Here is a 16,003-nt window from a genome sequence, read left to right on the forward strand (position 1 = left end):
ATGAGAAAATCCGTAACTGTCTTATTTGTAGTAGTTTGTGTAGCCTTTGGTTATGCCCAACGCCAAGTAAAGAGTTTTAATGACAATTGGTATTTTATCCTTGAAGATGACCCATCATTTTCAGAAGAAACTTTTGATAATTCCACTTGGAAAAATTTAAATATTCCCCACGATTGGTCTTTTGAAAAAGGCGTAAGAAAAGGTGGGGATCAAGGCCAAGGTGGTGGTTACCATGATGGCGGTATTGGTTGGTATCGTAAGAATTTTGAAGTCTCAAAAGCGAGCTTATCAAAAATCACATACATTAATTTTGATGGTGTTTACATGAATAGTGATGTTTATGTAAATGGGCAGCATTTGGGCAAGCGCCCTTATGGTTATATTAGTTTTAGGTATGACATTTCAAAATATTTAAAAGAAGGCCAAAACAGCATCGCCGTTCGGGTTGATAATAGTTTAGAACCTTCAGCCAGGTGGTATCATCCATGTGGAATTTATGCGGCCGTTAAGCTCATTGAGGTAAATCCAACACATTTTAAACCGAATAGTATTTTTATTACTACGCCAACTATAGAAGCTGATAAAGCAGCGGTAAATATTGATGCTGAAGTTAACGGAAATCTTAAAAATTTAGATTATGAGGTTGAAATTTATGCGCCAGACGGAACGCTTCTAAACACAGAAAAAGCAAAGATTAAATATGCCAAAAACACCTTAGTTGTTGAGGTTGAAAATCCGAATTTATGGAGTCCAGAAACACCAACCTTATACAAAGCCATTACCAGAGTAAAAAAAGGGAAGAAAATCATTGATGAGGTTGAAACGATTTTCGGATTCAAAACCGTAGAATGGAAATCAGAAACCGGATTTTGGCTTAATGGCGAAAATGTAAAGCTGAAAGGTGTTTGTGAACACTGGGAAGGTGGCCCTGTTGGTGGGGCGTGGACTAAACCGCTTTTACGGTGGAAACTACAGTTGTTAAAAGACATGGGTATTAATACAATTCGTCCGTCGCATAACCCAACACCACCTATGTTTTACGATATCTGTGATGAAATTGGTTTACTGGTTATGGATGAAATTTTTGATGGCTGGCATAAAAAAGCAGCTGAAGATTACGGTAAACAAGCCTTTGATGAATGGTGGCAGCGTGATGTAACCGAATGGATTACCAGAGACCGTAACCACCCCAGCATTTTTGTTTGGAGTTTAGGTAATGAAACGCACAGCGATGTGGCGCCAGAATTGGTTAGCTTTGGTAAATCTCTAGACCCAACACGTTTATTTACTTCAGGAGCTGGAAATCCTGAAGATATGGATATACAAGGCGTAAATGGCGGGTCGGAAACAAAATCGTTCATAGATAGACAAAATGAAATAGAGTTAGAAAAACCATTTATTTCTACCGAAGCGCCTCATACCTGGCAAACCAGAGGTTATTACAGAACCCATACCTGGTGGCGCGATAATGAATTGCCTGGTACTTATGAATTGCCAAATCTCACAGAAAAGGAAATTTTCTTTTACGAAGGTTTAAACCCCAAGGATTGGCGAAACAGAAAACAACGTTTCAATTCTTCTTATGATAATGCTACGGTACGCGTTTCAGCAAGAAAATATTGGGAAGTGATGCGTGATACTCCATGGCATAGTGGACATTACCGTTGGACTGGTTTCGATTATTACGGCGAAGCAGGTTTAGTACATGGTGGTTTGCCTTTTAACCTCTTTATGGGTGGTGCTCTTGATGTGGCTGGTTTTGAAAAAGATTTATACTATTTCTACCAAAGCCAATGGACCACAGAACCTATGATTCACATGTTACCGCATTGGTCGCATCCAAGAATGGAGAAAGGCACAGTAATTCCGGTTTGGGTATATTCGAACACCGAAGAGGTGGAACTCTTCTTAAACGGAAAATCTTTAGGGAAAGATAAACCGGGAACCGTTTGGAATGAAATGCAATGCGAGTGGATGGTGCCTTACCAAGAAGGTAAACTTGAAGCTGTTGCTTATATTGATGGCAAAGAAGTGAAACGTACCTCGTTTAGAACAAGTGCCCAGCCTTCAAAACTGAAATCCTCTCTGGAAAAATTAGAGGCAGAAGACGGATTTAATTCATGTTTTATTATCACCTCAGAAAGTTTAGATGCTCAAAATAATTTGTATCCATACGGCGAAAACAAAGTGTATTATCATATTTCCGGCGATGTGAAAAAGATTTCAATGGAAAATGGAAATCCTATCGATCCTACAAGTCGTACCAAATCTGATTTCAGAAGTTTATTCTTCGGAAAAACACGTTTATTCCTGAGAGCTTTACCAAATGGGAAATCAGCATCCGTGTTTTCCGGTGCTATTTTAGGTGATAAATCCTTGTATACTTCCAATATGATTACTATATCTGTTAATCAGATTTCTATTTTAAAAGAAGCTAATATTTCAGATTTAGAGATTAATTATACTGTTGATGGCAGTGACCCAGAAATAACAGGAAAGCGATACAAGGGTGCTTTTAAAGTGGAAGATGGCACAACTGTAAAAGCTATTGTCAAACAAAATGGTAAAACTGTTTTGTCTATGGAAGAAACCTTTGGTAAAAGCGAAGGTTTGTTTTGGGGCGACGAACATTCTGCTGATATGTGGATTGGGAGAGGTGTGAATATTTCTGCGGAAGATGGCATTTTAACAGGAACAGCACAAGCAAGTACAGGCGCACACAGATTTAAAGGCTCAGGTTTTGTTGATTTTAAAGGCGGCGAAGGGTCTATTACCTGGTACCAAGAAAATGACGGCGAACCTGGAGATTACAGTATTCGTTTTAGATACATGCATAATAATGAACGGAAATTACACCCAATGAAATTGTATGTAAATGATGAATATGTAAGAGATATAGAATTTAAAGCAACAGGCGGTTGGGAAAAAGAATGGAAGTTTGTACCAACCATCATCGTTCTGCAATCTGGAGCAAACAATATCAAGCTAGAAACCACTGGAGAAAGTGCTCCGTTTATTGATGAGTTGTTTATAGATTAAGAGCATGTATACTATAATAACAATTATTAGCATATTGCTATTGGTTAACGTTCTATTGATGATGTTTAGTTGTAATAGAGATGGAAAGGGATAGATAGAGCTCTTCTAGAAGACGATAACAGGTTAAAAAAAGACGTGCGAATCACTTGAAAAGCTATGGAAATAAAATAAATATGAGTTTTAAATGAGGTCATACAGAACCTTTCTGTTCATGGTACTTACACTAATTACTATAAATAATTGCGATAATTTTGAAGAAAGATTTGGTTTAGACGTTCAATATCCATCTGATTTAGTACAATTCCATAACAATGTATTGGAGTATTATGTTAATGAAGAAAGAGATGACACCAATATCGAGCAGTTATTGCAAAGTTTTCAAGAAGATGTCTCATGGTCAACCATAGATTATATCATTAAAGTACGTGGTGGTTGACTAGTAAAAAATCATTTAAAACATGTTCAAACCTTAACAGTAAACTATAAAAATAAAGCCTTAAAATATTATCTAGATAAGAACCTATCAATAAAAATCCATCAAGGTTTAAATAACAATACCATAACCAACGGGTAATGAAGCAAGAAAAACAGTTCGTTTACAATTACAAAATAACATCATGAAGCAAATAGTAATCTACCTATGGTGTTTGTGCTCTGCAGCGCAAGTCATTCAAGTAAAAGATTTAAAATGTGAATTACAAAGTAACCCAACGGGAATAACTTCGGCTAGACCATTTTTTAGCTGGACTTTTATTGGGGACAGTATTAGTCAAGAACAGGGCGGTTTTCGTATTATGATGGCCACAAGTATTGAGAAATTAAAGTATCCAGATCTTTGGGATACAGGACCAACTAGCAAGTCAGAGACAGGGCCATACCAATATCTAGGTGAACCCTTAAGATCAGGACAAAAAGTATACTGGAGAGTTACTGTATGGGGCAATAATCGAGGAGTGTGTCATAGCGAACCTGCTTGGTTTGAAATGGGAGACATTGTAAATCAAGAAAAAGCCTTTGAACCTCCCGTTTTTGAGCAAGAGAATGGTGTCGTGAAAATTACTTTAAGCCCAGAAGATGAAGGGCGTACTTTTGAAGGTATTGGTGGTGTAAGTGCTGGTGCTTCAACCGATTTGTTATACGATTATAAAGACCCATACCGAGACCATATTCTCGACATGCTTTTTAAACCTAAATTTGGTGCTGGCTTTCAGCATTTAAAAGTAGAAATGGGTGGTGGTGAAAACTCTACTTGTGGTTCTGAACCATCTCATGCCATTACGCGCGAAGAATTAAAGAATCCTATTTCTAGAGGTTATGAGTTTTGGCTTATGAGAGCGGCTAAAGACAAGAACCCCAACATGATTTTGGAATATCTACCATGGAGTTTTCCAGGGTATTTAAAATCTAATATTTATACTAAAGAATCTGCGGAGTATTTTGTTACGTTCCTCGATGTAGCAAAAAGGGATTGGGATTTAGATATTGATTGGGTAGCAGCAGCAGAGAATGAAAACTATACCGATCGTGATTGGCTGGTAAATGAAGTACGTCCTTTGTTAGATGCAAGGGGTTATAAGAATGTCAAGATTCAAGGGCCTGATGATAATAGTGGTGACTGGCAAATATTTGAAGAATTGGAAAAGGACCCCGAATTTGATAAAGTTATTGAGGCTGCTGGGTATCATTACGTTACGGGCAGAGAGTTTACCGAAGATATGGTAGATGGCCGTGGGCGCCCAACAACAGCAAAGGCCAAAGCATCAGGTACGCCATTGTGGGCTAGTGAAGATTGGAGCTGGACGGGTAAGGACTGGGGCGGAGCTGGAGCTTTGAATTTAGCGCGTATATACAACAAGTTTTATATTAGAGATAAAATAACCAAAACACTAATTTGGGCGCCAATAGGCTCCATTTATAAATCGGTAACCTGGGATAAAGCAGGAGCCATGAAAGCCAACAATCCTTGGAGTGGCTATTATGAAGTGTGGCCAACAATTTGGGCTACTGCTCATACCACACAATTTGCGGAGGCTAATGATTGGCAATATTTAGATGAAGCTTGTGGATTGTTTGATGCGTCAACTTATAAAGGTAGTTGTGTTACCATGAAAAATAAAAATGGTTCAGACTGGAGTATGATTATCTGTACTGAAGAACCTGAGACTATTGAAGTAGCGATTGAAGAAGGTTTGTCTAAAACCCTTGTAAATATTTGGAAATCGAGCGAAGAAGAACAGTTTGTTCAGCTTGAAAGCATAGAGCCAAAGAACGGTTTATTCACAATTAAACTAGACCCTAAGTGTATTTATTCATTAACAACAACAACAGGTCAACAAAAAGGAGAATACAGTATACCGGAAGAAACACCATTTCCATTCCCGTATAAAGAAGATTATGAGGACCGGAAAGTTGGTGACTTACCAAAATACCATTCAGACCAAACAGGTAGTTTTGAAATTGTACAAAAAGAAGATGGAACCAATTGTTTAAAGCAAATAAATCCGGAGCAAGGTTATGATTGGATGCGCGTGTATCGCCGTTCAAACATAAAACCCAATACGTTGATTGGTGATGTAACATGGACGAATTTTACCTGTAGTGTAGATGTTTTTATAGAGGGTGGTAATGTAGAACTGGGCGGTCGTGTTCAAGGGAGTTATTTGAAAGGTTATAGATTCATGCTTGAAAAAAACGGAAATTGGACGCTAGTTTTCGATAAGCAGACCCTTGCAAAAGGGAGCATTGAAAATTTTGATGGTAATGTATGGCATCAATTGAAATTGACATTCAAGGACAAAGCAATAGAAGCTTTTGTGGATGGTCATACCATAACAAAAGTTAGCCATAACAAAAAGTCTGGTTATGTAATGTTAGGAAGCTCATATGATGGTAATTTATTCGATAATCTTGAAGTAAAGCCGTAACAGAAAGAGATATATTTTGATGAAGTTTTAATGAGAAGAGTTCTGAATCATTTGCTTTTTTCGTTAAAGTGTTAATGGGTTGCAATCCTATAGCGTTAACTTATATAAGTTTACCCAAAAAACAGGACAGTTAAGGATAGTTTTGCCGCTAAACCCAACTAAATTCGAGGTTTCTGATATTTAAGCATTCGAGGCGCATTACATTTTGTTAAAGGAGAAACTTTTTAGGTTCTAAAATGGTATGTGTAGTACTAAAAACCTTGTAGTCTTTTATGATTGACATATAATTAATCTGAAAAATGAAATTGAATAAATAAATTAAAACTAGAAAAATGAAAAATATACTCTTTGTATTATTCTTACTAAAGGTGATGTTTGTGTCTGCACAATCTTTACAACATCCTATCATTCATATAACCGCTGATGAACGTGCAGAAGTGTTAGATAAAATAAATAAATACAGTTGGGCTCAATTTGCACAAAATGAACTAAAGAAAAACGTAGATGCTAAAGTGGCTGCGCATAAATCAAATCCAGCACAAACGATTAATGCAATTATTGCTTTGGCTGTTGATGATAATCTTGCAGAAAGCGAAGTTGGAAGTGCAAATAACGAACATTTTAAAGTATTAAGTTCAGCAGCACATGCAGGGATGCTTTACTATTTAACAGAAGATGAAGATTACGCGCAATATGCAGCTGATATAATTTGGCATTATTTTCAAGAATTAGCACCTAGAACTCCTGAAACAACTGCTATTTGTGGTAATTACTTTTTCGATCCAAGAAGTACATACCCTTATTTGGCATACGCCTATGATTTTATTTATAATTTTTTAAACACTCCAGGAACTCAAGTTTATGATAAAACTGCTGGTACACGCATAGCTTACAGTAATGAAACCGCACAAAAAGCAATGAAAAATGTTGCAGGAAATGCATTGTTAGAATCTGGTGGAGTAGATAACAAGTATGGTAAATTGGTTTCCAATCACCCAATTCTTACTGCTCCTGGAGCTTTAGCAGCAATTCTATGTATAGATGACGATACTGAAAGAGAACGTCTTTTTAAAGTTTTTTGGGATACAGGAACACAAAGACAAAATTCTTTTACAAGAACAGTGATGCCAATCTTTGGCGAACAAGGTATTTGGCCAGAATCTACAAGTTATAGTTTTATGTCTCGTATTCAATTGGTGTTAAATATGGTAGATAGAATTAAACCAGAATTAGACGTAATTCCTCAATACAGGAATGTTTTGGATGGAGTATTCTTATTTGAGAACCTTCGTCATCCAAATAGGTCTTATGTGCGTTATGGCGATTCCAAACGCTATAATGATGGATCTAAATCTTTATTCAGATATGTATTAAGTATTGCAAAAAGAAAAGGATATACTGATTTACAAGATAAAGCAGAAACTGCACTAGCACAATACTATAATGTTGAAGGTGGACGAAATCAACCTTTTGGCACTTCAGCTTTTGGTGGTCTAGATCATCTTGGTTTATTTTGGGGAGAAGAATTTCCACTGAATTCAACTCAGAAATTTGACTATAAACCAACAGTTATCGTTAAGCATGCAGGTGTTGCTTTGCAACGTAATTACACAGAAACTAACAATGAGTTATATGGTTTATGTGGTATTATTGGTGGCGCACATTATGTCCATTCACATGCCACTGGTATTACAATGGAGTTATATGGCCTAGGTGATATCATGGCACCTAATGGAGGTATGCCTATTTCTGTAGCTGAACGAAAATTACCAATACACACTAATTATTTTAGAATTTATGCAGGGAATAACACTGTAATTGTCAATGGGAACTCCAAAGGAAGACAAAGTGGTTCATGGGCAAGCAATTCTTATGTATGGCAAAATACAACAGTTAATAAAGCAGCGGAACCAGCGCATCTAGAGGATCCTTTGAGTACAAATTTTAGTTTTGCTACTCAGTTTTTAGATGATAATATAAATAATTGTGATCAACAACGTACGTTAAGTACGATTAGAACTAGTCCAACAACAGCATATTATTTTGATATCTTTCGTTCAAAGTCATTAAACACAAATAATTTTCATGACTATATTTATCATAACATTGGAGATGCTACGACTATTAAAACTTTAGATGGTTCAACCCTTCCAGTTTCCGCAACGAACCGATATCAAAACGATGTAGGAGATCCAGTACAATCTCCAGGTTGGCGCTTTTTTGAAAATACAAATGTTACAGAACCAACAAATGAAGCTTTACACATTCGTTTCGATTTAGATGCAACTAATTCTTATATGAATATGTTTGCACCTGCTGGAGTTACTCGAGAATATACAAAGGCATTAGGGCCTGCAACTCGAGAAGCACTAAACGGCTATGTAAAAAAGAAAACACAAGTTTTAGCCATTAGGCAACAAGGTGAAGCTTGGGATAAACCATATGTATATGTTTTTGAACCTTCAAAATCTACAAACCCTAGTGTAAAGTCAGTTTCACACATAATGGATGGTGAGGTTATTGCAGGCGCAAAAGTCATTTCAGAAGTAAATGGTGCTAAAATAACAGATTACATATTCTCTAATGCTTCTAGTACTTCAGTTTCTCATCTTGATATTAATTTTACAGGTGAATTTGGTATCGTACGTACAGCAATAAAAGATGGAAAAACAAATGTTTCTTTGTATTTAGGAAAGGGTAGTACCCTAAAATTTTTGGATGAAATAATTACTGGAGATACACAAGATAAAGCCTTTAAGGAATTTGTATTAAATTATGAATATTTTTCTAATATACCTGAAAATAATTTTAGAATTGAAGTTAATAGTGAAACATGTTCTGGTAAGAATAATGGAAAAATAACAATAAACGCTTTAGAGAAATTTAACTATGAAGTTTCATTAAATAATGTTAATTATGAGTTTACAAATCAAACAGTAATTGAAAATTTAACTCCTGGAAGCTATGATTTTTGTATTGGTATTTCAGGGAACGAATTTAAACAATGCTATCAAGTAACTGTTGATGAAGCACCGGCCTTAACGGGTAAAATTAGTAGCACCAAAACAGGAAAAGTAGCCATTGAAATAGAAAAAGGAAACGCACCATTTAAGGTAATTAAAAATGGTGTACTCGTTTTAGAAACGGCTGCTACGCAGTTTACAATTGATGGGGAGCAAGGCGATGAGATTGTAGTAAAATCAGATGCTGAATGTCAAGGTAAAATCATGTCAACAATTGATTTCTTGTCCAACGTTCAAGTGTATCCCAACCCAACTCAAAATACATTTACTATTGTCTCAGGTAAGGCTGATTGGGCTCAGGTTAGTATTTACAATATACTTGGCTTGCAGGTATACTCAAATAATCAGGTACAAAATAAACTAGTCTTAAATGCGCAAGATCATCATATGACCAGCGGAATGTATTTTGTAAGTATTCAAAATCAAGATGGCAAAATACATACCTTTAAATTAATGATCGATTAATTCAGAATCATGAAACTTCAAATTATAACAATTGGTTTATGCTTATTTCTGGCAGCTTGTAAGTCCAATAAAAAAGACATGATTGGAGATAATAATCAAACCGAATTAGTCGATTATTTCGCTGATAACGGTTACGGTAACGCCGTGGCTGTGGTGCAACATCCAGCAGGAATTTTTCACAAAGGAGTTACATATGTCTGTTATCAAGGTCCTTTGGAAGACCCGTATGTGGCTTCATATAACCATAATACGAAAGAATGGAAAGGGCCTTACAAAGCAGGAGTTAGTGAAATGGGTAAAGATCCTAACCGTAAAACCGATAACCACGGCAAACCTTCAATGATGATAGATGATGCGGGTTATATTCACATTATGTTTGGCGGACACGGTGGTACGAAAGCTATTGGAGAAAATAAGCTTGGAAACCATCACTACGGAAAAAACAAACATGTGGTTTCTAAAAATCCTTTGGATATTTCTGGTTGGGAGGAATTAGAAAATATTTCACCATTTGGTACTTACAACCAACTTATAAAAATGGATAATGGGGATATCTACTTGTTTTACAGGCATGGTGCACACAGAAGTAATTGGGTTTATCAAAAATCCTCTGATAATGGAAGAACTTTTGAAGATCCTGTTTCGTTTTTAAAACACAAGCGCAGGACAGATATGGCAGCTGTAGATTCTTGGTATCCTTGGTTGAGTAGAGGTAATGGATACGATATTATTGTGGCGTTTGATTATCATATTTGTAGAGATAATAAAAATGCGCAAGATCCACGTGGGCATATTCCAGAAAGACATAACCTGTATTATATGGTTTTTGATACAAAGTCGGGGCAATGGAGAAATGTTAAAAATGAACCATTAGAGATGCCTTTAACCAAGGAAATGGCAGATGAAAAGGCTTTGGTTAAGCAAATACCCAATGATTGGACCTTTCAAGGGATAACCGATGTAGACCCCAATGGCAACCCACATGTTGCGGTGTTGGTTGGTCCAGACGTAGGTGAAAACAGAAGTGGTCCTAAACGTATACAACTTTTTAGATGGGATGGACAAGCGTGGTTACAAGGTAGTACCAATAATCTGCCCAAAGGTGATGCAGATATTGAATTAAAATCTGCTACAGAAGTAAGTTTGTATTTAGAAAGTCAAATCAAAAAGAGTGTTGGCGAAATAAGTAGATGGGATAGCTTTGATGGAGGGAATACGTTTAGTAAAGGCCCTGTTTTTTTAAGTCGAAAACATTCTGGATTTGTGATATCTTCTCTAATAGATAATCCACATCCGGATGCTAGAATAATTGTTGGCGAAAAAGTATCAGGAACAGATTTCAGAAAAATGTATGTGTTAGGAGATAATGGCCCGATTCAGCGTTTAAAAAGTGAAGCAAATGTTTTACAAAAAAAGTAATAAAATAAATCCAAAATAATGAATAAATTAAACAAACTAGGCTATTTAATAATCCTAGTTATTTGTTTCTCCTGTGGAAATAAAACCAAAGCATCACAAGCAGAAACCCAAAAAAGAAAAGAAGCAAATCAACCACCAAATATTGTATTCATTTTGTCAGATGATCAAGCATGGACAGATTATAGTTTTATGGGGCATGAGCATATTGATACACCACGCTTAGACCAATTTGCTTCTGAGAGTTTAACTTTTACACAATCCTATGTGCCAACACCATTGTGTTCACCATCTTTGGCAACAATAATAACGGGGTTATATCCAAAAGATCATGGTATTTTAGGAAATGATAAGGTCTATGAACGTGGAAATATCCGTGGGAAAGAAAGAACAGAAGCCTATAAACCTGTCATTTCTGCTTTTGAAAAACAAACCACACTTCCAGATATGTTGAAAGAAAAAGGGTATTTATCGTTTCAAACCGGTAAATGGTGGCATGGTAACCACAGAGTTGGTGGTTTTGATTATGGAATGACGCACGGTGACCCAGAACGTGGGGGGCGTCACGGTGATTTTGGTTTACAAATTGGTAGAAAAGGATTGGATACCATTAATAGTTATTTAAATTTAGCTGCTAAAGAAAAGAAACCCTTCTTTTTATGGTATGCACCGTTTTTACCACATCAACCACACACGCCCCCGCAACGTTTGCTAGATAAATATTTATCAAAAGCACCTACCGAATATGTAGCAAAATATTGGGCCATGTGCGAATGGTTTGATGAAACTTGCGGACAGTTATTTGATTTGATTGAAGCCAAGGGACAAATGGAAAATACCTTGTTTGTTTATGTGTGCGATAATGGTTGGGTACAAGAACCAGATAAAAATACCTATGTAAAAACATCGAAAAGGGCGCCTTACGATTTAGGAATTAGAACACCTATTATGTACAAATGGAAAGGGAAAATTGCACCAAAAATGGACAACAAGACAATAACCAGTAGTATAGATATGGTGCCCACAGTATTGGGTATTTTAGGTATTGAAAAACCAGCAAATTTACATGGAGTAAGTGTTTTAGATGAAGAAACACTGGCTGAACGTAAAGGTGTTTTTGGGGAAGTGTATGCACACGATTTTGATACGATAGAAAATAGCATGTTCTACAATATGGCGATTTTCCCGCCGTATAAAATCATTATTCCAGACCCTGTTAGAAAGAAAGACGAAGTGGTACAACTCTTTAATATTGAAGTAGACCCGTTTGAGCAACATAACCTAGCAGATGCAAATCCAGATATTGTTGCGGATTTAACAGCAAAAATTACTGCATTTAGAGCTGAATAATTCAAATTGTAATAAAGAAATATTCAGATGAAGCGTAGAGATTTTATTCAGTTGTCAACCATAACAGGTGTTGGGCTATCGCTTTCAGCAACTAGCTTGTTAAGTTCATGTACCAATGAGATAAAAGAATTTCATTCGCCTGAATACAGAAAACTAGTTTTTGATTTATTGAAGGAATGGTGTGACGGGATGATAAAAACTCAAATTATAAAGCCATCAGACCCTAAAGTTCATGGGTTATTCGATTGTCCCGCCTGCGACACAGTACATGCGCGAGTCATGGATGCTGTATATCCGTTTTTTTATATGGCCAAAGCAACAGGAGATAAAAAGTATCTCGACGCCGGTATCGCATCTTTTGAATGGGGTAAAAACGTAACAAGGGAAGATGGCGCATGGACTAATGATTTAGATCCAAAATCTTGGGATGGAACCACGGTTTTTGGAGCTATAGCCTTGGCAGACACCTTGAAATATCGCGGCGATTTATTAGATGAAAGTACTCGTAACCGATGGTACAAACGTTTAGAATCGGCAACTGAGTTTGTGTACAATAGATTCCCTGCGGTGGGTAGTGGCAATATTAATTACAGTGCCACAACAATTTACGCACTTCATTTAATTGGGAAGTTGTTAAACAACCAAAAGTATTTAGAAAGAAGTAAAGAATTAGTTTCCCAAATAAAAAGTCATTTTTCTGAACCCAACGCTTTGTTATTTGGAGAGATACAAGGAAAGAATAAAAAAGCGCTAAGCCCAAAAGGTTTGCCAGGTATAGATTTGGGCTATAACATTGAAGAATCCTTGAATAACTTGGTGCTCTATGCGTTGGATGAAAATGATGAGGAATTATTGAAGTTACTAAAAAAATCCTTGGATGCGCATTTAGATTTTATTTTACCCGATGGGGGCATAGACAATAGTTTTGGAAACAGAATGTTTAAATGGACCTATTGGGGAAGTAGAACCAGTGATGGTATGCAACCAGCCTTTAGTTTTATGGCTAATTATAATCCAGCTTTAGGTACCGCTACTTTTAAAAATACTGAACTTTTAAAGTCATGTACCCATAAAGGATTGTTACATGGAGGTCCACATTATGTGTCTCATGGTATCGAGCCTTGCGTTCATCATACCTTTGCACATGCTAAGCCTTTAGCAACTTTGCTTGACCATTGGGAACACTTACCGAAAATAGATAAATCTGAACCTCTTCCTAGAGCTGTAGCAAATGGCGAAACCTATTTTAGGGAGTTAGATGTTTCCTTATTTGGTAAAGGCGACTGGAGGGGTACAATTTCTGCGTATGATTCTATCTATAGTCAAAGAAATGATGTAAGGCAAGTCACTGGAGCTTCACTTGGAGTTTTGTATCATAATAGAGTAGGATTATTATGTACGGCAAGCGTAGCAATTTATAAAACATTGGAAGCCTATAATCAGCAACCACAGCCAGATAAAGATTTTGCACTAACACCAAGAATAGAAACCTTTAAGGAAAATGTTTGGTACAGCAATTTATTCGATTTAGAAGCCACTTTTACATCAAAAGACGATACCACTAAAATTGAATATAAAGCTAATGTTCAATTAAAAAACGAAGCTTTTGAGATAGTAAAAGAAACGGCTTCAAATTTCAATTTAGATTATACCGCAACTTCTGAAAAATTAGAAATACTCGCAACTACCAATGAGGCTATAAAAACACCTACCGCTTTTGTATTACCAATAGTATCACCAACAGGGGAAAAAGTAAATCAAGTTTCAGAACATGAAGTTACTATTGAAAAGCCAGGGGGAACAGTAAAAATCACGTCAAGTACAGCTATAAAAATAAAAGACACACCAAAAGCGAGACTATTTAATATGGTACCAGGCGTAGAAGCAGTGCCATTAATTATGCCTTTTGAAGATAAAAATCAAGTTAAAATTACAATCAAAGTTATTTAAAATCACATGAAATATATTGTTAGCATAAGTCTACTATTCATTTCAATATTCACATTTGCAAATGAACCGTTGTTGCAAAATAGCTATTTAAGAAACGGGCAAAGCCTAAATGGTAGGTGGCATTATATTGTGGATGTTTACGAAACAGGATATTATAACTACAGAATGGAGCCTCATGATGGTACAGAAAATCCTGGTTCTAGCGCCTACTTTTTAAATAAAAAACCACAAAATAAAACGGATAGGGTAGAATACGATTTTGATACAGCCCCTACTTTGATTGTTCCTGGAGATTGGAACTCACAAGAAGAAAAACTGTTTTATTACGAGGGTACCGTTTGGTATAAAAAGTCATTTAATGTTGAAGATTATGACGCTTCGAAACGTTACTATGTACACTTTGGTGCAGTTAACTACCGAACAGATGTCTATTTAAATGGAAAGAAATTAGGAGTTCATGTGGGTGGATTTACACCTTTTAATTTTGAAATGACACATCTCTTAAAAGAAAAGGATAACTTTTTAATTGTAAAAGTAGATAATAAACGAGCTGCAGATGAAGTACCTACATTAAGCACAGATTGGTGGAATTACGGGGGTATCACCAGAGATGTCACTATTTATGAGTTAGATGAAACCTTTATTGAAGATTATAAAATTCAACTCACTAAAAATAACAATAAGGAGGTTTCAGGATACATTAAATTAAATGGAGAAAATAAGGGAAATCAAAACGTTAGCCTTTCCATTCCAGAATTAAAAATAAATAAAGCCTTTATTACCGATGATGAGGGGTATGTTGAGTTTGAATTTCCTGTAAAACGTCTAAGTTATTGGAGTGATACAAATCCGAAATTATACGATGTAAACATTGCTATTTCAAAAGATAACATATCAGATAAAATTGGATTTAGAACTATTGAAACCAATGGGAAGCAAATTTTATTAAATGGCGAAAAAATATTTTTAAAAGGGATTTCTATCCATGAAGAAAACGTCATGCGTGGTGGTAGAGCATGGTCTATTGAAGATGCCAAGGTATTGTTAGGTTGGACCAAAGAATTGGGTTGTAATTATGTGCGTTTAGCACATTATCCGCATAGCGAAAACATGATTCGTTTAGCAGACGAAATGGGTATTTTAGTTTGGGAAGAAATACCTGTGTATTGGACGATTCAATGGACAAATACCGAGACCTACAAAAAGGCTGAAACTCAGCTAACAGAACTTATTCAACGCGATAAAAACAGAGCTTGTTCTATCATTTGGTCAATGGCCAACGAAACGCCTACATCTAAAGAGCGTTTAACATTTTTAACCAATTTAGCTTCAACAGCCAGAAAACTAGATGACACACGTCTCGTTAGTGCGGCTTTGGAAGACCATGGTAAAGATGAGGACAAAAATATCATGATTGTTGAAGATGAATTTGCTGAGGTTGTAGATGTGTTAAGTTTCAATCAATATTATGGTTGGTATGGCGGTAAAATTGATAACATCAAAAACATACGTTGGGAAATAGATATCGATAAACCAGTCATTATTTCCGAGTTTGGTGCTGGTGCGCTTCAAGGATATCATGCCGATAATATGACCCGTTGGAGTGAAGAGTTTCAAGAATTATTATATGAAGAAACCCTACCTACTTTGGCTAAAATTCCTGGAATTAGTGGTATTACCCCATGGACTTTGGTAGATTTTAGGTCGCCAAGACGCACTTTAATTCCATACCAAAACGGCTGGAACAGAAAAGGGCTAATTTCAGAAACAGGAAATAAGAAGAAAGCGTTTTATACGCTACAGAAGTTTTATAAAAACATTAAATAAATAACAATA

8 protein-coding genes are annotated in these 16,003 nt (G+C 36.1%); all 8 read left to right on the plus strand.

The genetic code is table 11. The features are described 5' to 3' along the window. The 8 genes from KFZ70_RS12225 (at position 1) to KFZ70_RS12260 (ending at position 15,994) form a co-directional block, all read left to right on the plus strand. Positions 1–3,039, plus strand: coding sequence for a sugar-binding domain-containing protein (locus tag KFZ70_RS12225; RefSeq protein ID WP_139696277.1), 3,039 nt, complete (start codon positions 1–3; stop codon positions 3,037–3,039). Between the two features lie 211 nt (positions 3,040–3,250). Beyond that, positions 3,251–3,475, plus strand: a complete 225-nt coding sequence (locus tag KFZ70_RS12230; RefSeq protein ID WP_139696275.1) for a hypothetical protein — start codon at positions 3,251–3,253, stop codon at positions 3,473–3,475. A gap of 181 nt (positions 3,476–3,656) precedes the next feature. Then, positions 3,657–5,963 carry a hypothetical protein gene (locus tag KFZ70_RS12235; protein WP_139696273.1) on the plus strand — a complete coding sequence of 769 codons (2,307 nt, stop codon included), beginning with the start codon at positions 3,657–3,659 and terminating at the stop codon, positions 5,961–5,963. A gap of 332 nt (positions 5,964–6,295) precedes the next feature. Next, positions 6,296–9,451 (plus strand): T9SS type A sorting domain-containing protein, encoded by a 3,156-nt coding sequence (locus KFZ70_RS12240; RefSeq protein ID WP_139696271.1) that lies wholly within the window; start codon positions 6,296–6,298, stop codon positions 9,449–9,451. A 9-nt stretch (positions 9,452–9,460) separates the two neighbouring features. Beyond that, complete coding sequence (locus KFZ70_RS12245; protein WP_233244027.1) at positions 9,461–10,870, plus strand: BNR-4 repeat-containing protein; 1,410 nt, start codon at positions 9,461–9,463, stop codon at positions 10,868–10,870. Positions 10,871–10,888: 18 nt separating this feature from the next. Beyond that, positions 10,889–12,217 carry a sulfatase-like hydrolase/transferase gene (locus tag KFZ70_RS12250; protein WP_139696269.1) on the plus strand — a complete coding sequence of 443 codons (1,329 nt, stop codon included), beginning with the start codon at positions 10,889–10,891 and terminating at the stop codon, positions 12,215–12,217. A gap of 27 nt (positions 12,218–12,244) precedes the next feature. Then, complete coding sequence (locus KFZ70_RS12255; protein ID WP_139696267.1) at positions 12,245–14,167, plus strand: hypothetical protein; 1,923 nt, start codon at positions 12,245–12,247, stop codon at positions 14,165–14,167. Between the two features lie 6 nt (positions 14,168–14,173). Next, positions 14,174–15,994 carry a glycoside hydrolase family 2 protein gene (locus tag KFZ70_RS12260; protein ID WP_139696265.1) on the plus strand — a complete coding sequence of 607 codons (1,821 nt, stop codon included), beginning with the start codon at positions 14,174–14,176 and terminating at the stop codon, positions 15,992–15,994. The last annotated feature ends 9 nt before the right edge of the window (positions 15,995–16,003 follow it).

The organism is Allotamlana fucoidanivorans (assembly GCF_045788535.1).
GTDB classification, from domain to species: Bacteria; Bacteroidota; Bacteroidia; order Flavobacteriales; family Flavobacteriaceae; genus Allotamlana; species Allotamlana fucoidanivorans.